The organism is Chryseobacterium sp. LJ668 (assembly GCF_019613955.1).
In the GTDB taxonomy this organism is placed as follows: Bacteria; Bacteroidota; Bacteroidia; order Flavobacteriales; family Weeksellaceae; genus Chryseobacterium.
This window is the reverse complement of the sequence record NZ_CP080443.1, coordinates 1065541-1085721: the sequence shown is the minus strand read 5'-3', so window position 1 is coordinate 1085721 and position 20181 is coordinate 1065541. Positions and strand designations below refer to the sequence as shown.

Annotated in this window: 19 protein-coding genes; 4 read left to right on the top strand and 15 right to left on the bottom strand. The window is 35.1% G+C overall.

Features of this window, described 5'->3' with window-relative positions:
* Positions 1 to 67 precede the first annotated feature (67 nt).
* From K0U91_RS05175 to K0U91_RS05155, 5 genes are all read right to left on the bottom strand, one after another.
* Positions 68 to 1303: an MFS transporter gene (locus K0U91_RS05175; RefSeq protein WP_220178657.1), complete on the bottom strand. Its 1236-nt coding sequence runs from the start codon at positions 1301 to 1303 to the stop codon at positions 68 to 70.
* Positions 1304 to 1396: 93 nt separating this feature from the next.
* Positions 1397 to 1759 (bottom strand): hypothetical protein, encoded by a 363-nt coding sequence (locus K0U91_RS05170; protein ID WP_219970113.1) that lies wholly within the window; start codon positions 1757 to 1759, stop codon positions 1397 to 1399.
* Positions 1760 to 1828: 69 nt separating this feature from the next.
* The gene (locus K0U91_RS05165) at positions 1829 to 3328 is read right to left on the bottom strand and encodes a GH3 auxin-responsive promoter family protein (RefSeq protein WP_220178656.1); all 1500 of its coding nucleotides are present in this window, start codon (positions 3326 to 3328) and stop codon (positions 1829 to 1831) included.
* Positions 3329 to 3445: 117 nt separating this feature from the next.
* Positions 3446 to 3691 (bottom strand): hypothetical protein, encoded by a 246-nt coding sequence (locus K0U91_RS05160; protein ID WP_219970115.1) that lies wholly within the window; start codon positions 3689 to 3691, stop codon positions 3446 to 3448.
* A 145-nt stretch (positions 3692 to 3836) separates the two neighbouring features.
* Positions 3837 to 4229 carry a hypothetical protein gene (locus K0U91_RS05155; RefSeq protein WP_219970116.1) on the bottom strand — a complete coding sequence of 131 codons (393 nt, stop codon included), beginning with the start codon at positions 4227 to 4229 and terminating at the stop codon, positions 3837 to 3839.
* Between the two features lie 251 nt (positions 4230 to 4480).
* Between K0U91_RS05155 and mfd the strand changes: the two genes are divergently transcribed.
* From mfd to pth, 4 genes are all read left to right on the top strand, one after another.
* On the top strand, positions 4481 to 7861 hold the full coding sequence (gene mfd / locus K0U91_RS05150; RefSeq protein ID WP_220178655.1) for a transcription-repair coupling factor: 3381 nt from the start codon (positions 4481 to 4483) through the stop codon (positions 7859 to 7861).
* 174 nt (positions 7862 to 8035) lie between these two features.
* Positions 8036 to 8905, top strand: coding sequence for a hypothetical protein (locus K0U91_RS05145; protein ID WP_220178654.1), 870 nt, complete (start codon positions 8036 to 8038; stop codon positions 8903 to 8905).
* Positions 8906 to 9004: 99 nt separating this feature from the next.
* Positions 9005 to 9937, top strand: coding sequence for a hypothetical protein (locus K0U91_RS05140; protein WP_219970119.1), 933 nt, complete (start codon positions 9005 to 9007; stop codon positions 9935 to 9937).
* An 86-nt stretch (positions 9938 to 10023) separates the two neighbouring features.
* A complete protein-coding gene (gene pth / locus K0U91_RS05135; protein WP_220178653.1) occupies positions 10024 to 10587 on the top strand; it encodes an aminoacyl-tRNA hydrolase in 564 nt (187 codons plus the stop codon).
* A gap of 77 nt (positions 10588 to 10664) precedes the next feature.
* Here the strand turns inward: pth and K0U91_RS05130 are convergent, their stop codons facing one another.
* The 10 genes from K0U91_RS05130 to K0U91_RS05085 all read right to left on the bottom strand — a co-directional run bounded on the left by K0U91_RS05130 (position 10665) and on the right by K0U91_RS05085 (position 20178).
* Positions 10665 to 11300 (bottom strand): carbonic anhydrase family protein, encoded by a 636-nt coding sequence (locus tag K0U91_RS05130; protein WP_219970121.1) that lies wholly within the window; start codon positions 11298 to 11300, stop codon positions 10665 to 10667.
* Positions 11301 to 11343: 43 nt separating this feature from the next.
* The gene (locus tag K0U91_RS05125; protein ID WP_220178652.1) at positions 11344 to 12939 is read right to left on the bottom strand and encodes a SulP family inorganic anion transporter; all 1596 of its coding nucleotides are present in this window, start codon (positions 12937 to 12939) and stop codon (positions 11344 to 11346) included.
* 127 nt (positions 12940 to 13066) lie between these two features.
* Positions 13067 to 13369 (bottom strand): hypothetical protein, encoded by a 303-nt coding sequence (locus tag K0U91_RS05120; protein ID WP_219970123.1) that lies wholly within the window; start codon positions 13367 to 13369, stop codon positions 13067 to 13069.
* Positions 13370 to 13376: 7 nt separating this feature from the next.
* Entirely contained in the window at positions 13377 to 14042 is a 666-nt protein-coding gene (locus K0U91_RS05115; protein WP_219970124.1) for a carbonic anhydrase, read from the bottom strand.
* A 147-nt stretch (positions 14043 to 14189) separates the two neighbouring features.
* Positions 14190 to 14747, bottom strand: a complete 558-nt coding sequence (locus K0U91_RS05110) for a serine O-acetyltransferase (RefSeq protein WP_220178651.1) — start codon at positions 14745 to 14747, stop codon at positions 14190 to 14192.
* 50 nt (positions 14748 to 14797) lie between these two features.
* Positions 14798 to 15949, bottom strand: a complete 1152-nt coding sequence (locus K0U91_RS05105; protein ID WP_220178650.1) for a glycosyltransferase — start codon at positions 15947 to 15949, stop codon at positions 14798 to 14800.
* Positions 15950 to 16040: 91 nt separating this feature from the next.
* Positions 16041 to 16985 (bottom strand): glycosyltransferase family 2 protein, encoded by a 945-nt coding sequence (locus K0U91_RS05100; RefSeq protein ID WP_220178649.1) that lies wholly within the window; start codon positions 16983 to 16985, stop codon positions 16041 to 16043.
* Positions 16986 to 16987: 2 nt separating this feature from the next.
* Positions 16988 to 18130 carry a glycosyltransferase gene (locus tag K0U91_RS05095; protein WP_220178648.1) on the bottom strand — a complete coding sequence of 381 codons (1143 nt, stop codon included), beginning with the start codon at positions 18128 to 18130 and terminating at the stop codon, positions 16988 to 16990.
* Between the two features lies 1 nt (position 18131).
* Positions 18132 to 19028: a glycosyltransferase family A protein gene (locus tag K0U91_RS05090; protein ID WP_220178647.1), complete on the bottom strand. Its 897-nt coding sequence runs from the start codon at positions 19026 to 19028 to the stop codon at positions 18132 to 18134.
* Positions 19015 to 20178 (bottom strand): glycosyltransferase, encoded by a 1164-nt coding sequence (locus tag K0U91_RS05085; protein WP_258561812.1) that lies wholly within the window; start codon positions 20176 to 20178, stop codon positions 19015 to 19017. Before K0U91_RS05085 ends, K0U91_RS05090 begins: the two co-directional genes overlap by 14 nt.
* Positions 20179 to 20181 lie beyond the last annotated feature (3 nt).

Below are 20181 nucleotides of genomic sequence, written 5' to 3'. Positions count from 1 at the left end.
TATATAAAAAATATTAAGCTAAATTTGAAGTTGTTAAGATATATCTCAATAAAACGTATAAATCCTTCTAATATTGCATTCTTCTTAATTTATGATTTGTACCTGCGACCACCAATGCTATTAGTAATGTCATGCTTCCGCCAAATACAACCGAGCGTACAACTCCCATTAATTTTGCAGCAAGACCGCTTTCAAATTGTCCCATCTCATTACTCGACATGATAAAAATAGAATTGACGCTCAAAACACGTCCACGGATATGATCTGGCGTTTTCAGCTGTACAATTGTGCCTCGGATAACCACCGAAATTCCATCCAGCATTCCGCTTAAAACCAGAAACATAAAAGACAGCCAGTAATATTGAGAGAGCCCGAAACCGATAATGCAGAGCCCAAATCCGGCCACTACACAAAGTAAAATTTTGCCCTGGTTTTTTCTTAAAGGAATGACAGATAGCGTCATAATGATAATCATCGAGCCAATATCTGATGCTGCATTAAGTAATCCGAAACCTTCAGCACCTGATTTGAGAATATCGGTTGCAAAAACAGGAATCATCGCAACTGCACCACCGAAAAGTACCGCAAACATATCTAAACAAAGTGCTCCCAGGATCTCTTTCGTTTTAAAAATATAAGAAATTCCTTCACGCATGCTCTCGAAAACTTTTATCTCATCTTTTTTATGCTCTGAAAACTGTTTATTCAGCTGCCAGAAGAAAATAGATGCAACAGAAATCAAAGAGATGATAACAATCAAGGTCCATTTGACTCCAACCAAGCCAATTAAAAATCCCCCTGCAGCATGCCCGCAGACCGAAGAAATTAAAAAAGTACCCTGATTGAGTGTGATAGCGCTTGGTAAATTTACTTTCTGAACAATTTTTGGAATCATTGATGGAACAATCGGACCGATAAACGCTCTTACAATTCCCGTAAAAAAAATAACGCCGTAAATGTAATAAGTGATTTCGTGTCCTGAAAAATGAAGCTCCTTATTATAAAAAGCAGGAATGAGCAATAGCCCGATAAGAAAAACATAGAGATATGTGCAGACCAGCAACAGCTTTTTCTTTTCATTCATATCGATAACGTGACCAGCATAAAGAGCACAGCTTACGGCAGGAATGACTTCAGAAAGCCCGATTAATCCGATAGAAAATGGGTCTTTAGTCAATTGATAAACCCACCATCCGAGTAGTGTAGCAAGCATTCTGAATGCTAAGACAATAAAAAATCTCCCTGTAAGAAGATTTCTGAATTCTATATTTTCTAAGATTTTAAGCGGCTGAAGAGAAATCATTCCGCAAAAATAGCCCTAAATATTTATTCAGGGCTATCAGTATATTGAATTTTCAAAAGATAATTAAAATACCTACTGAAAGATAATGTCTATTTAGTCGGCTCTCATGGCGCTGATCACGATGGCCGCAACTCCTGCAGCTCCTATTACGGCAGCACCGGCTACCACTCTCCCTTGAGATCTGTCTTTTACAGAAGCAATATTAGATTTAGGAATTACCACTTCTGCGCTGTCTTTTTTACCGGCAGTACCTATTATATTGTCACCACTGATGTTTCTGAAAAGAATGGTCTGTTTTTTAGATCCGTCTCTTGGTGTTACCACATACATTTTTCCTGCTTCAAGATTAGAATAATTATTTGTTGAAATATTTTCGCTGTACTTTGTGGTAGCACAAGATGAGATGATAAATAAACCCGTTAATAAAGATGATTTTAAAAGTACAGATGCTTTCATTATAAAATTTTAGTTTTCCAAATTTATCATTTTTTTTGAATATACGTTTTGATTATGAATAAAATGTGGCTAAATTTTATACAATTTCAAAATATCTGCAATTTTTCTGTCATTTGCCAACCTCGGAATTTTATTCTGACCACCCAGCTTACCTTCAGATTTTGCATATTCCTGAAATGCATTTTTAGAAAGTTTACTAATTTTTAATTTTTGAAGAATATTTCCTGAAATCAAATCATCATAATATGTATTGCGTTTTCTCAGCTGATCATCTAGCTCATTTTTAAATTGATCTAAATTTTCAGGTTCTTTTTCAAATTCTATAAACCATTCATGGTAGGGAAGTCCTTCTTCAGGATTTACTTCGGGAGCAAGGTGGAATTCTGTAATCTGAGCGGAAAATTTCTCAACTGTCGCCCTCATAGCTTCTTCTACTTCAAAAGCAATAACATGCTCGCCAAACGCTGAGGTAAAATGTTTGGTTCTTCCGCTTACCAGAATTCTGTGGGGATTTTTATCAATAAATCTTACGACATCACCGATAGAATAGGCCCACAATCCTGAATTTGTTGTTAAAATTAAAGCATAATCTTTATTAAGTTCAATTTCTTTTAATGTCAATCGTTGGGCATCTGGTTTTCCATATTGTTCCAAAAGAATAAACTCATAGAAAATCCCGTGATTGGTCAGAAGCAAAAGCCCTTCTTTGGTATAATCATCCTGAAAAGCAAAGAAACCTTCTGATGCCGGAAATGTCTGAACGATGTCTACTTTTCCGCCCAAAAGTTCTTCCATTTTTTCGCGATAGGGCTCGTAATTGACGCCACCGGTTACAATCAGCTGAAGATTAGGGAAAAGCTGTTTGATCTTTTTACCGCTTTTCTCAATTAGTTTTTCAAAATACATAATGAGCCACGGCGGGATTCCGGAAATCAAGGTCATGTTTTCCTTTTCTGTTTCTTCGACTATTTTGTCGACTTTTGTCTCCCAGTCTTCTATCAGATTGGTTTCCCAACTTGGAAGACGGTTTTTTTGAAGATAATTGGGAATATGATGCGCCACAATTCCGGAAAGTCGGCCTGTTTTAATTCCGAAAACTTCTTCCAGCTCCGGACTTCCCTGCAGGAAAATCATTTTTCCGTTGACGAAATCGGCGTTTCCTTTTTTGGATATATAATGAAATAATGCACTTTGTGCTCCTGCAACCTGATAAGGCATTCCTTCTTTTGAAATCGGAATGTATTTTGAGCCCGAAGTGGTGCCTGAAGTTTTCGCAAAATACTCTGGAGTGCCTGTCCACAGAATATTTCGCTGTCCTCTTTTTACTTTTTCGATATAAGGTTTCAGATCTTCATAATCTGCAATCTGCACATTTTTCTGAAAATCAGCTGTAGACCGAATGTTTTCAAACCGATGTTCTCTCCCGAATAGTGTTTTCTCGGCAGTTGATACCAGCGATAAAAGCAGTTTTTCCTGATTTTTTTCTGCATTTTGCTTACAGTCATGCGCTTTCTGCACATGTTTTTTTGCCCAGATAAGTGCCGCATTTTTCTTGAAGAAGTTTAACATAGTTCAAATTTATAAATAAGTATAGAATTCTCTCATGATTTTAAATTTAAACATAAAAAAACCGGCAAAAAATCACCGGTTCATCAAATCTTGCTATTAAAACAACAGTAATGTTGATTATTTGTTTGCCTTATATCTTCTATCCGGCGTGCCGTCCTTTTTTAGATTTTGGTTTTCTTTAAATCTTCGATCGGGAGTTCCGTCTTTTTTCAATTTAACTGCAGATTTAGCAGCTTGCGGCTTTACATACTTTACCGTTTTGGTTGTTTTCTGCACAGTGCTTTTTGTTGCAGGAACAGCTTTTTGAGCATTTGCAAGCCCCAATCCTAAAACGATGGACATTGCGGTAAGAAATTTTTTCATGCGTGTATATTTATTGTTTAAGTAAAGTTATATAAAATCTTAAGATGAAAATTACTTTTTTAATTTACTTACTAAAAGTATTCATAATTAAATAAAAACCTGCTTCCCAAAAGAGAAACAGGTTCCAGATATGTATGAATAGTTATTATCTTGTACAGTTGGCTGTCCAGATCTTCCCATCTTTAGCATAAAACATCTTCAATTCGTTATTGTCTATTCTAATATAAGATGATGCCGTAGCTCCTACACTTACCAGTACATTATCTCCCTGCTGCTCAAATTCTACACCGTTCAGATCGGGGATACTGTTTGAAAAAGCAAAGTTATACTTTGTACCGCTTGCAATTTTTGTTACAAATACACTTCCGTCATCTGCTGAAACGGTTGTTGATCCGTCGTTATAAGAAATATTTCCTTTGTATGTACCTGCAAAAAAATCATTATTTGCCGGATCATCATCATCACTGCATGATGTGAATGAAATTGCCGTGAACATGACAAGCATAAAAACTCCTAAAATCTTGATTACATTTTTCATAAAATTATTTTTTTTGGTTTATGGATTTAGATTTTTCAAACACCATGCCGTATAGCTGAAAATGAGCTGTTTTTAACTCATTTTTGGAATTATACTGATAATTTAAGATTTATAATCATTTATTGTTGCTTTATATTGATATGATTTCATTCAATCTATCATAAAGGAAAAATAGCATTATCTTTGTAATGCTAAAACGGTTTCGGAATTCTCCCGAAATCGCTTTTGTCGTTTACCCCCTATATTATTTTATGCATTTAAAGACCATAAAAGAGAGTTTTCTCCCTGATCTTCTTAAAAAAGAATTTGGAAAAGAAATTTTTATCCAGCTGGAAAATCATCAGCATCTTTCTGTAAAAGGCAGTGCAGGATCAGCCGTATCAATATTTATTGCCGAACTTTTTCTTACGAGAAAAAAGACCTTACTTTATCTTGTCGATGATAAAGAAGAGGCTCTGTATGTGAATACTGAGATGGAAGATCTGCTAGGTAAAGAAAAGGTTTTGTATTTTCCCGCAACGCATCTGGAGCCTTATCAGGTTGAGAAAACCCAGAATGCCAATCTTGTATTGCGGACTGATGTTTTGAATAAATTAAATTCCGAAAAATCTCCAAAAATCATTGTTGCCTACATGGGCGCCTTGTCTGAAAAGGTTTTAAAGAAAGAAGATTTTAAAGCAATATCGCATCATATAAAAGTTGGCGATCAGCTTGATTTTGATTTTGTGGACGAATTACTTACCCATTATCAGTTTCAACAGACCGATTTTGTTTCTGAACCGGGAGAATTTTCTGTACGTGGAGGAATTGTTGATGTTTTTTCATATTCCAACGAAAAACCTTACCGAATTACTTTCTTTGGAAATGAAGTTGAAAATATAAAAACATTTGATATCGAAACTCAGCTTTCTGTAGATAAAGTAAAAGATTTTCAATTGGTTTCGAATATGAATTTTTCAGTTTCGGGAAGTCGTGTTTCTTTGTTGGAGCTTTTGCCGAAAGACAGTTTCGTCATTTCTAAAAATGCTGTTGTAGGGTTAAATAAAATCAGAAGTTTTTATGAAAAATCTTTGGAAAAATACGAAACATTAAGCAAAGATATTTCGCACAGAACTCCGCAAGAATTGTTTATGTCAGACGAAGAGTTTTTATTTGACTATAAAAGATTTAAAAGCATAGATTTCAGTTCGCAGGCCTTAGAACTTACCAATGCTGAAAATCTCCAGCTCAATCAAACGCAACAGCCGTCATTTCATAAAAATTTTGAATTATTAATTGAAGATTTAGAAGAAAAACAGCAGCAAGGCTTTGAAACCTGGATTTCTTTTTCGACAGATAAGCAAAAAGAAAGACTCGAATCTATTTTTGAGGAAATCGACTTTTCGCAATCCGGTTTATCTAAAATTTCGTTTAAAAGTTTTAAATCTGAACTTCACGAAGGTTTTGTAGATTCTGATCATAAAATTTTGGTTTACACAGATCATCAGATTTTTGACCGTTATCAGAGATATAAGGCTAAAAATACCTTTGCCAAATCTGAACAATTGACGCTGAAAGATTTGATGTCGTTGAAAGTCGGAGATTACATCGCTCACATCGACCACGGAATCGGAAAATTCATGGGATTGGTGAAAGTAAATAATGACGGGAAAATTCAGGAATGTTTTAAATTAACTTATAAAAATGGAGACTTATTATATGTAAGTATTCATTCATTACATAAAATTTCGAAGTACAACGGTCCGGACGGAAAAGAAGTGGTTCTGAGCAAACTCGGTTCACCTGCATGGAAATCTTTAAAACAGAAAACAAAAGCCAAAGTCAAGCAGATCGCTTTTGATTTAATTAAATTATATGCAGAAAGAAAAACCGCAAAAGGATTTGCTTACACACCGGATTCTTATCTTCAGAATGAGTTGGAAGCAAGTTTCATCTACGAAGACACACCCGATCAGGAAAAGGCTACCATCGATGTAAAAAATGATATGGAAGCTGATACCGTTATGGATCGCCTGGTTTGTGGTGATGTAGGTTTTGGGAAGACGGAAGTGGCAATACGTGCTGCATTCAAGGCTGCAACAGACGGAAAGCAAGTTGCGATTTTAGTTCCGACAACGATCCTGGCATTTCAGCATTACAGAAGTTTTAAAGAAAGGCTGAAAGATTTTCCGGTCACTGTCTCTTATTTAAACAGATTCAGATCTGCAAAACAAAAATCTGAAACCATAGCCGGTTTGAAAGACGGAAAAATCGATATCGTCATCGGAACCCATCAATTGGCTTCTGAAAAGGTAAAATTTAAAGATTTAGGGCTATTGATTATTGATGAAGAGCATAAATTCGGAGTTTCTGTAAAGGATAAATTAAAAACTTTGAAATCAAATATTGATACATTAACATTAACCGCAACGCCAATCCCTAGAACTTTGCAGTTTTCATTGATGGCTGCAAGAGATTTATCCGTAATCAAAACACCACCGCCAAACAGACAGCCCGTGGAAACGCATATGATCGGCTTTAGTGAAGAAATCATACGCGATGCCGTTTCTTATGAACTGCAGCGTGACGGACAGGTTTATTTTATCAACAACAGGGTAGAAAATCTTAAAGATATCGCCGGATTAATTCAGAGGCTGGTTCCTGATGCAAGAGTGATTACCGGTCACGGACAAATGGAAGGCAAGCAGCTTGAAAGAAACGTTCTGGACTTTATGGAAGGAAAATATGACGTTCTGGTTGCAACAACCATTGTAGAAAGTGGGGTAGACGTTCCGAATGCGAATACCATGTTTATCAATGACGCACAACGATTTGGGATGGCAGATCTTCACCAGATGAGAGGCCGTGTCGGGCGGAGCAACAGAAAAGCATTTTGTTATCTGATCACGCCGCCTTTGGATATGGTGACTTCTGATGCAAGAAAAAGACTGGAGGCTATCGAGCAGTTTTCAGATTTGGGCAGCGGTTTTCAGATTGCGATGAAAGACTTAGAAATTCGTGGCGCCGGAGATTTGTTGGGTGGTGAGCAAAGCGGATTTATCAATGAGATGGGCTTCGAAACGTATCAAAAGATGATGCAGGAAGCTTTGGAAGAATTAAAAGACGATAAAGATTTTGAAAATTTGTTTGAAAATGAAGGAGACCGTCAGAAATTATTTAAATCGGTAAAAGAAGTCAATATCGATACTGATCTTGAACTGATGCTGCCTGATTTTTATATATCAAGCACTGAAGAAAGACTGTTACTGTATCAAAAATTAGCCGAAATTGATAATGAAATTGATCTTCAGAAGTTTGAATCTGAATTGACAGACCGTTTCGGAACGCTACCCGAAGAGGCCATCAATCTGTTGAAAAGTGTTGCGCTCAAATGGCTCGCAGCTGATATTGGCTTTGAAAAAATCGTTATGAAAAACGGAATTTTCCTCGGTTATTTCCCGAATAATCCACAGGATAAATTTTATCAGACAGATAAATTCAGACATATTATTAGTTATTTAACCCAAAATCCTTCAAAAGCACAGTTGAAAGAGAAAATAGGAAAAGAAGGTAACCAATTGATGATGAGGAAAGATGGAGTGCAAAATGTAGATGAGGTCAATATTTTGTTGAAATCTATTCTTGATATTTAAAATCACCTTTAAATTTCTGATTTTCGAATCATTTAAGATAATCTAAATCTAAAAGCGAAAGTTTTTAGATTTTTTTTGATAAATATTTAAAATAAATCAGGTCGTGTTGAAAATTAATTATATTTGTGCGACTAAAAATTAAAAACTATGATCAAAAACAACTTTTTTAAAGTAGTGGCAGTATTACTTCTGGGCTTCATGTTTTCTTGTGATAACACAACGAGTAATCCCATCAATAATAATATAAATAATCCCTCTACGGGCACAGGAGGAAGTGGATCTACTGGGACTACAATCACAGGACCAAGAATTTTACACAAAATTACTGCTAATAATGAGATCACCCAAGAGTTTGTAACCACTGGAGGTATACTTGAAAAAGCAATTTACAGGGAAGATAGTGGACCAAATTCATTTCTAATAGCAGTTGTAACTTATACTTCTGGGAAGATTACCAAAGTTAAAGTTGACCAGCAAGTTAATGGTACTACACCAGCGAATAATATTGCATATAATTTTGATATCACTTACGATTCTGGTGGGAAAATTAATTCAACTATTGGTAATACAAGCATAGGAACTACGGCTGGATTCACGAGCGAGTATGCATATACATATGATAGTGCTGGGAAAATGACAAAAATTGTAGAAAAGAAAAAAATAGGAGCTGACTATTCACAATACACTAATTATAATTTTACAAATACTGGAGATAATATTACCAAAGTAGTAACAGAAACAGGACCTACTACTTCTGCTGGTGTGCCGACTTCGACAGTTTTGATGACTACAACTTATAATTATACTTCTTATGACAATAAGATTAATCCTTACACAACTTTACCAAAAACATTTTTTGTAATTTGGAGTTTGATGCATCCGCTTAATTTCCCATTGTTATCAGTTAATAATGTCACCAATTACAATGTACAATATAATGGAACACCAATGGTGAGCCCTAACTTTACTTATCTTTACGATTCGATGAATTACCCGATTTCAGATCAAACTCAAACTCAAAAATATATTTATAAGGCTTTATAAGGTGTTTTCATTTGATAGTTTAACGAGAATATAAATAAAAACGTGCTTTTTATTCAAAAAAAAATTATATTTGTGGAAAAATAAATAATCCCTTCGGAAATGAAACGACTTTTCTATTTTATTTTACTTGTTGCTGGTATCGCGTCTGTCCATTCTTGCAAAGATCTGACTGACGAAGAAGGAAACCCGCTGATCGACTTGAATGAGTCTAGCGGTTTCAACGGTCCCAGAGCTTTATTCAGAGAAATTACAGATTCTGATACTATTGCAGAATACCAATATAATGGCCTACTGTTAACAAAAGTGATTACAGATAAATATTCTGTAGCCAATGTGATGTGGAGCGGTGATAAGATTAGTCAGATCGATTTCAAAGGTCACTTAGATAACGATGGTGACGGAGATCTGGATGAAGACAGTATCGTTTATACACAGCTATTCACGTACGGAAACCTGGGAAGATTGACCATCATTTCAGAAAACAGATCTACCTTTAAAAGAGGTTTGCCTATACCTCCTTCTACGACTCCGGGACCCTATGCGCTGAACTCTAAAGTGAAAATTTTATATGATCTTAATTACAGTTCTACGACAGGTAAATTAGATATCATCAATATGAAAAGCGGTGCCGATGTAATAGGAGTTCCTTTTGTATATCAGGATTACTCAAAATCTTGGTACACCTATCTTGGAGATAATGTTTCAAAAGTAGAAAGACATTACGGTAAAATAAATGCTGGTGTTAATGGTCCGGCAACTGAAAGATATGCTTTTGAGTTCTTGAATTATGATTCTCAAATCAATCCATACACCCTTCTGCCTTTTGCATTTAAAGTTTCTACAGTGTTAGCCGTTAAAAATGGAGATAAAAAATCTTTTGTTTTTTCTCCAAACAACCCGAAACGAATAGCTATAACAGATTTGGTGCCTCCAATTCCGACCCCGGTTATATTCTCTACATCTTACAGATATGATGCACAGACCTATATGACACAAGGATTTGCAGTAAATTATATTTACAAGCCGATGTAATTGCATCATTTTAAAAATATTTAAACTCAATTCTATACGGATTGAGTTTTTTGTTTAATAACTCTTAATTTTGCAAAAAATTTCTCATGAAATATTTAATTGTTGGTCTGGGAAACAAAGGACCGGAATATGAAAATACCCGTCACAACATAGGTTTCAAAGTAGCCGAGAAGATCGCAGAAAGTTTGGAAGTCTCTTTTAACACTACCAATTTTGGCTGGATGGCCGAAGGAAAATATAAAGGCAGAAAAGTTTTTGTCTTAAAACCGGATACTTATATGAATCTCTCCGGAAATGCAGTTAAATACTGGATGCAGAAAGAAAATATCCCGCTGGAAAATGTAATGATCGTTACAGATGACCTGGCTTTACCTTTCGGCACTTTAAGAATGAAAATGAAGGGTTCGGATGCGGGACATAATGGACTGAAAAGCATCCAAGAAAGTCTGCAGACCCAAAATTATGCAAGGTTACGATTTGGAATTTCTGCTGAATTTCCCGAAGGAAGACAGGTTGACTACGTTCTCGGATCTTGGAATGAAGAAGAAAAAGAAAAACTGGGGGAGCGGATTGAAAAATTCTCTAAAGCCTGTTTATCATTTGTTTTTGCAGGAATTGGGAATACCATGTCTGCATTCAACGGGAAATAATCTGTAGATTAAATAAAAATGATTCGATATAAAAACGCCGGGAGCAAAGCTCCCGGCGTTTTTATTTAATGTGTTATTTACAACCAGCTTACAGCCCCGGTTTCTACATCGTAATTAGCACCAACAATTTTAATTTTTCCTTCTTCTTCCAATCTTTTTAGTGTAGAGCTTTGCTTACGGATGTCATCGATCGCATTTTTTACATTATGCTGATTCAGTCTTTCAAGAAGGTCTGCATTGGCTGATGAACGTTCTTCGCCATCATTGATAATTGTTTTAATAATTGGGTCAAAATGATCAATAAGATGATTTAGATTATCCATCCCCATACCTTCAATTTTCGCTGCATCAAGACCTCCTTTCAATGCTCCGCATTTGGTGTGTCCCAAAACAACGACAAGCTTTGATCCCGCTACGTTGCAGCCAAATTCCATTGAACCTAGAATATCCTGATTAACAAAATTACCCGCAATTCTGATGCTGAAAACATCGCCTAAACCTTGGTCAAAAATCAGTTCTGCAGAAGTACGGCTGTCAATACAGCTTAATACCACTGCAAATGGCCATTGGCCTTCACGGGTAGCATTTACCTGTTCCAGAAGATCTCTGTTTGCTTTAAGATTACCTACAAATCTCTGGTTTCCTTCCTTTAAAAATTCTAAAGCTTTTTCAGGAGTAATGGTTGATTGTGTTTCAGATGTATGTGCTTTCATACGATATATATATTTTTGTGTTAATTAAAAATTAAATTTGTTGTTACATTGCTCTTTTGTGAGTAATGATTACGTGAGAATCTTCGTCTTTTTCATAATCACGGTATGAAGTTTTAAAACCGAGAAGCTCGACGGTAATATCTTCTTCTTTTGCCCTAATATTAGCAAAATCCTGTATCATTTCCAACACATCTGTGGCAATATATGAAGTTCCTCTTGCGTCGATGATCACAGTAGAATTTCCTTTAATGTTTTTCAGGGTCTTTTTAATCGCAGCTTTGTTAAGAAAAGATACCTCTTCTGCCAGTTTTATGGTGATACCATCTGCGTCGTTCAGCTTTTCTCTGCTCAGATAATACGCACGCTTCATATTCCCCTGAAGAATATAAAAAACAGATATCGCCAAACCAATACCGACACCCTTCAGAAGATCGGTCGCCACAATAGCCACTACAGTTGCCACGAATGGGATGAATTGAAATTTTCCAAGCTGCCAGAAATGTTTAAATGTTGCAGGTTTTGCCAATTTATATCCTACTAAAATCAATACTGCAGCCAATGTTGCTAGTGGGATTAAATTTAATAAAAAAGGGATCGTCAGTACACATACTAACAGTAGAACACCGTGAATCATCGTTGACGCCTTGGAAGTTGCTCCAGCATTGGCATTAGCAGAACTTCGTACTACGACTGATGTCATAGGCAGTCCTCCAATAAATGAACTTACTAAGTTTCCTATTCCTTGGGCTTTCAGCTCAAGATTGGTATCGGTGGTTCTTCTTTGAGTGTCTAATTTATCAGATGCTTCAATACAAAGTAGCGTTTCAACTGATGCCACAACGGCTATTGTTGCTCCGGCAATCCACACTTTATAATTTGTAAAACCGCTGAAATCCGGGAATGTAATTAGATTTTTGAAATCTTCAATGGTTTTGGGTACCGGTAAAGGCACTAAATGCTCTGAGCCAATTGCTAAGGAACTTCCAGAAAGCTTGAAAATTTCATTCAATAAAATACCGGCTACGACAGCTACCAAAGCTCCGGGAAGCATTTTCATCCTTTTTAAAAAAGGAACGTGATCCCACGCCAGCAAAATCGAGACAGAGGCTAAAGTTACAAGTACTGCGCCTGGCTGTATAGCCCCGAGCAATTCAGTAAAATAATTAAAATTTAAACCTTGATCAAATATCGATTCATGCCCTTCATAATCTTTATCAAATCCCAGTGCGTGAGGAATCTGTTTTAAAATAATGATGATGCCAATTCCGGCAAGCATGCCTTCGATGACGTTATTAGGAAAATAATTGGAAATACTTCCGGCTCTTATAAATCCTAAAACCAGCTGAATAAGTCCTGCAATAATACCAGCACAAAGGAAAAGCTCGAATGCTCTCAAATCTGTAATTGCCGTTAAAACAATTGCTGTTAATCCTGCTGCAGGACCCGAAACTGATACGTTTGAATTACTGATTGCTCCGATCACCAAACCACCTACGATTCCGGAAATTACTCCAGATAAGGGTGGTGCGCCCGATGCTAAGGCGATTCCTAGGCAAAGGGGTAGTGCTACCAAAAATACGACTAGACCCGAAGGGAAATTCTCTCTGATGTCTCCAAAGAAAGTTTTTGTTTTTTTCATGACAATTGAAAAATGCGTTGATGTAAATAATTAATCTATTAAAATCAATCAGAAATGATTTGAAATTAATGTAATGTGGTGATATCCAAATCAAAAATGATTTGAATACATGAAATTGTGATCAAATTTACGCTTCGGGAGGCGGTGAAAAAATTCTCAGAAGAGGAGACAGATGAAAATCGTCATCTATCAATGTAAAAGAAGAGCCTTCAAGATCAGGCTCAAAAAACTTAAGATAATCGTAGACATCCAAAGTTTTCGGTAAAGTTTTTTCGTAAACTGAAAATAATGATGAATAGTGAGTGTGAGTTTCTTCTTCATTCACTATCACATTGGTTTGCATGATCTTCCAGTCAGCAATCGCAGCAATGCTTGGCAATGCTGTGAAGTTGAGGACGATCATCAATGTAATAATGCTCCAGAATTTCATTTACTTTTTATTTTGTCTTTTTGCTCATAACCCAATCTGAACCTGTAAGATTGTAGATTTTTTGGATGTCTTTTAAAATTTTCTCAAAATCAATCTCCAGATCTATAATTTTCCCGGTTCTGAGGTCAAATACCCAGCCGTGTACTATAGGATATTCTTCTAAAATATATCTTTCCTGCACACAAGCCATTTTGACAACGTTGATACACTGTTCCTGAACGTTCAGTTCTACAAGTCTGTCATACCGTTTATCATCATCAATAGCGTCTAATTCTGCCTGATGTGTTCTGTAAACGTCGCGGATATTTCGTAGCCATGGATTTAATAACCCTAAATCTTCAGGAGTCATCGCAGCTTTTACTCCACCGCAATTATAATGACCGCAGACAATGATGTGTTTTACCTTTAAGTGCTCTACTGCGTATTGAATAACAGCTGTTGAGCTCATGTCTAATGTATTGACAACATTTGCAATATTTCTGGTGACAAATACTTCACCAGGTTCTGTACCCATCAGTTCTTCGGCAGTCACCCTACTGTCTGAGCAGCCGATATATAGATAATCGGGATGCTGGGTTTTTGCAAGCTCTTCAAAAAATCTAGGATCTTTTGTGATCTTGGCCTCAACCCATTTTCTGTTGTTTTCAAAAATAGCTTCGTACGACTGTGACATAAATAATGGTCAAATTGATTATTTATTTCGTTTAAATTATTTTCAAATTCAATAGACTAAATCAATAATTATACAAAAATATAATTTTTGCAGAATTATCAATCATTTTTAACAAAATTTAATATAACTTAATAATTGAACTTGTATTTACACCTTATTATTAATGTAACCTTCAGTCGCATTTTTGGTTGGATATATTTTTGCTTTATTTCCTGCAACTATAGAATCACTAGGTACATCAATGTTTACATAAGAGTTTGGAGCGATTAGAACATTGTTTCCTATCGTGATACTTCCGACAATTACAGCATTGGGACCGATCCAGACATCATCTCCAATTACAGGAAATCCTTCATTTTTCCCTCGGTTTTGCTGACCAATGGTTACGCCTTGTGCAATATTACAATTTCTGCCGATCACAGCTTTAGGATTTATTACAAGCGTGCCCCAATGCCCTAAATACAGACCTTCCCCAATCTGTGTTTGTGGGTAGATCTGAAAACCATATTTAATCTGGAAATGCCTCAAAACCATTTTCCAGTAAAATCCTAATAGAGGAGTTTTTTCAAATTTCTGGGCCTTTCTGAGTATATATATGAAATGGAGATTAGGGTTGATGCATTTTAGCAGAATCTGAAGTGGTGAAAGCCATTCTCCGCTTTCCCGGAAAAAATCTTTTTGTATAATTGAATAATTTTTGGGCATGCAGCAAATTTAGGGATTCTCTTTTTATTTCTATTATGATTAAATTTTAATTATAGTTCATCTAAAACAGAAACTATTCTTGCAACAGAATGATCAAGGTTGAAGGGCATTGTATAATTTTCAAGTTTTTCGGTAAATCCGGCAAAAAATTCTGGTTCCGTTAAAGCTTTTTTCATCCCGAGGTAGATTCCTTCTTCGGAGTTGTCTACCATCAAGCCCAATTCACCATTATTCAGCATCTCACTCACTCCGGAAACTTCTGTTGCTATAATTTTCTTTTTCAACGTGATTGCTTCAAACAAAACAGTAGGAAATCCTTCATATCTTGAACTTAATATATAGAAGTCAGAATTTTTAAAATAAGGATAAGGATTATCTGTGAAACCGAGCATAGTGGCAGTCTCGCCAACTCCCAGTTCGGTTTTTAAATTTTTAATGTTTTCAAAATCGTAACCGTCGCCAATGATTAAAATTTTATGTCTGAAGCCTTCGTCGATCAGTTTTTTATGTACTTTTAAAAGCCTGTCGAAGCCTTTTTGAGGAAATACAGTTCCTACGGAAATAAATGTCGGGATGTTCTTATCAAATTCATAATTGATAACAGACTTTTCGGCTTTTGTTATAATTTCTTCGGTATCTAATGGATTGTAGATTTTTACAATTTTCTGCTTTTCAGATTCGTTTCTGGCTAAACCGTGAAAGAGTTGTTCTATTTTTTTTGAAATGACCATAATAGAATCAAACCCAAAAAACTTTCGTATTTCTTCATCAGTGTACTCTTTTACCTGTGAAAGATCATTGTGAATCCAGACAATTTTTTTTGACGAATGATTGGCAGAATGGAGTATTTCATCTCTCATCCCGTGAATTGCCGCAAACTCGATATCGTATTTTTTATCTTTGAGTATAAGCGTGTACAAAAGGTCAGGAAATTCTTTTAAAACCTTCTGGAAAATAACTCTCGCTGCTTTTTCGGGGATGTCCTGAAGTCTGTTTGTGGTGATCATCTCCCCTCTATTCAGGTAAATGATATTCACCCAATCAGGAACTTCACTCAGATATTTCCCCGAATATAAATTCAAGAGGAGATCGATTTCGTACTTGTCTTTCGGAAGGTTTTTGAGAAATGTTACAAGCACTTTTTCTGCACCACCATGACGCAGGGAACCGATACGGATGAGGATTTTTTTCTTTTCGATCATTTTGTAAAAAATAGATGTTTTTGAAGTATAAAAATAGAGATTTTATATGGAACAAGTTTTATGCTTAAAAATGATTGATATTAATTTTTCCTTACTTAAGCAAGATCTTATATGCTTTTAACAACCGAATACTATTGATTTTTATAAGTAAAAAAAGTATTTTCCTGCCGATAGAGGCAAATTTAAAATGCTGATAATGAATGGTCTTTTTAAACGGTGTAAGATCTTTTCTTATCTTGCTTGATGAAATATGAATGTTTTGATCAATGCCGCTTTCGATCATATCCCAATCAATTTTATAAAAGTACTTTAGATTATTATTGGATAAAATCTTACTAAAATTGATGAATTCTGATATTTTAATATGAACCAGAAAATAATTTTTTAATGAGTGGTTTTTTGAAGTACTGAGAGATCCCGGAATATATCGGTAATTATATGTTGTAGCATTTAGAAAGGTTACATTTTTAAGGTGCTTTACATATTCTAAAAAAAAGATTAAATCTTCACCATAAGATATGTCTGTATTAAAAAATAGCTGATTATCGGATATGATAGATCTGCTGTAGAATTTAGCAAAAGGTGCACCTGAGCGTAGCAGATTATTTTCGGCAAATAGATCTGCTAATTCGTTTTTTAAGCTGTAATTTTTGAACCTGTAATTGCTGATTGTCTTTCCGTCTCTTTTTATATTCTGAATAAGTAATGTCTGATGATCACGGAAGTTCTCGATAAAAACTTCGAGATAATCTTGGTCAACCCAGTCATCGGAGTCTATAAAGCAAATAATCTCACCCTTTGCAGAACGAATACCAACATTTCTTGTATCGCTCACTCCGGAATTAGTTTTGTGAACGGCGTTTATTCTCGAATCTTTCCTGCTATATGCATCAATTATTTCGCCGGAATTATCTTTAGAACCGTCGTTAATGAGATATAATTCAAAATTCGTATACGTTTGAGATAAAATCGAATCAATACATTCTTCCAAATAGGCTGAACTGTTGTAAACTGGTACTACGATAGATATTAGCATAATTATATAGTATTAATTACAGTCATCCACTTTTCTAAAATATATTCCTTTTTCCATTTTTTTGATTCGTCATATGAGCTCATATTTAGTTCCTTCAGCTTGTCGTTATGATCAAGAAGATCTTTTAATGTTTTCTGAAACATAATTTGATCATTCATAGGAATCAAAAAACCGTTGTTGTCACTGATTATGTCTGAAGGACCATATCTGCAGTCGTAAGATAATAAAGTGACGCCGCAGAATAAACTTTCCAATAGTACTGTAGGTAAACATTCTTTCTTACTCATAAAAAGAAAAATTCTACTCCCTAATAATTCAGTTTTAATTTGTTCAATAGACATCTGACCTGTAAAAATTATTTTTGATTGAAGACTTTTCTCTTCAGTCAGTTTTATTAAATTTTCCAGTTCCGGTCCGTCACCAATGATTTTGAAAGTAAAATCTTTCAGATCTATCTTTGAAACCGCATCAATAATGCTGCTTACATTCTTCTCCTCATCCAGTCTTCCTACATAGACAAGCTGATTTTTTTTTGATTCGAAATCAATTTTATCAATATTTTCAAATGGTTCTCCGATAATATTTGATATATGAAAAGTGTGAGGGTTTAATTTTTTATAATACTCAACAGAAGCTTTATTAATGCAGATCACACCTTTCAGATTTTTATATTGAGGTCTCAAAAAATCTCCCCAAATCTTTCCACCTACCTCAAAATTAGAATGTTCCCAGGCAATAGTTTTTGCAGCTAAAATTCTATTGGTGGCAATCTGTGCAGATAATTTGTACCAACAGGAAATGATCATATCAAATTGGGAATGATTTTTTTTCAGCCATTTGTTCATCACATCCCATTGCCCAAAATCATAAACATATTTTTTAAGATTATATCTATACCGGAATTTTTTTAAATAACTATCCAATACTGGGTTGACTTTATTAAACCCCCAGTGCGCAAAAGAATCTACAGTATAAATTTTTATGCGTGGATTGATTTGATAAAACGTATTTTCTCCTTCCATCAAAAATAAAATACTAATGTCATATCCGTTCTCACAGAGTTCATTTGCAAGATTGATCATTACTCTTGCAACTCCGCCTGGTTTCACATTTTGATAGTAGATGAAAAGTATTTTTTTTTGCATTCTAAATAAATTTTGAGAATGGATAGAGTAGCGCTGCAATTAATCTGATGGCTGCAGAATCCAATTCAGAAATGGTTTTATTAAAAGCCCGTTTATCCAATGCAGCAAATTTGATATATCCACCGACGTTCCTGATAATTGATATAGGATTGCTCAATAATTTATTACTGTAAGTATTTAAAAAAGCTTTATAATTTTCCGCAAGTCCGAATGCATTTTTTTTATCATAAAACTGATTTGCCAGAGAATGTTCGTCTTCCTTATCACGGAAATAAATTCTTGTTACTTCATTGATACAATAGTGCAGACCTATTTTGTCAAACTGAAACTGAAAGACACCTTCAGGAATAAAGCCTTTACCAGCTAAATCACCAAAATTCAGCTTCATTTTTTTATAAATTTCCGTTTTGCCCATTCCCCATTTATCACCTTTGATTTTATATTTGTAGCGCATATCAAAGATACTGCATATCAATGGAGTGCTCGGAAAACGATCTCCTATCACATTGCCGAACTGGTCTTCACAAAGGGTAGAAACAAAAACGATATTTTGACTATCCGAAATACCTTCCCAAGTTTTTACTAAAATTTCCATAGAATCTACAGGCAATGCGTCATCAGAATCTAAAGGAGAAAAATATTTTCCTTCGGCTAAATCTATTCCCCTAAAAAAAGTTAAAAATTTATGTTGATTGTCCTGATAATAATAACGTACTGTAAAATCGGCTTCTAGCTTAAACCCTTCGACTAAACTTTTAGTATTGTCAGCTGACCCATCATCTATTATCAACCATTCAAAATCTTTGAAGGTCTGCTTCTGCAAAGATTCAAAAACTCTTGGTAATGTATGCGCACGATTGTAGGACGGCGTAAGTATGGTTACTTTAGGAGCCTTCATTATTCAGATGGTATTGGTTGAGAAATACGGATGTGACTGCATCGTAGATTTTTTGATTATCAAATTTCTCTACTCCTTTTTCGGTATTGTATTTTATTTTTTTAACGATTTCAGGATTTGTGAGAAAGATTTTCATCCCCTCATAAATCGAATTTTCATCGGGTTTCACAAGATATCCGTCTGTCTGATGATCAATCATTTCAGGAATACCCCCGACATCAGTACTTATAATAGGAATGTTCAGGGCCATTACCTCACCAATTGTAAGGGGGTAAGATTCTGACTCTGAGGGTAATACAAAATAATCTGAATTTTTTATATACGGATAAGGATTTGTCTGTGTATCCAGCAGTAAAAATGTTTTTTCAACATCAAGCTCTCTTGCCTGTCTTTTCAGGTTTTCCATCTCGTTGCCACCGCCAATGACTGCAATTGCATGTATAAGGCCCTCGTCTAATAATCTTCGATGAATTTTCATCAGCGTGTGATAGTTTTTTCGGCTATGCAATCTACCCATTGATGAAAATATAGGATGATGATTATAATCAATAGGGAATTCTAATGCTTTTTCCTTTACTTCATTAATTTTAATTGAATTATAGATTACAGAACTTTTAGGATAGTCTATATGATAGAGATCTTTTATCACGTCTCTTGTCTGTTTAGACCCAAAAATAACCCAATCAAATTTTTTCAGATTGTGAATTCTGTTTAATACTCTTTTCTGATCAGGATCATAGCTTACATCTGTATGAAACCATGCAATTTTTCTTGATTTTAACGGACTGGATAGGATATTTTCAAACTCTGCATAAGTAGGAGCTATTTCGATATCAAAATCTTTTTTGATGATTTTTTTGTATAGTAATTTCGGCTTTTTTCTGTAAAAAAGAAGAATAAGACTTCTTTTGATCATCTGTAAAGTTTTGAGCAGCTTATTTTTGCTCATATCTTCTTTTCCTTTTTGAAAGGTAATCACATTAATATCTTTCGGAATATAATTTCTAAGTTCTCCCTGATTCAATGTCAGGAAAAGTGTAATATCAAAAATCTCCCGGGGCAGGTTTTCTAAAAGATCAATAAGAACTTTTTCTACACCCCCCATCTCCATAGATCTGTGACGGAAAAGAACTTGTATTTTTGGATGCATTTG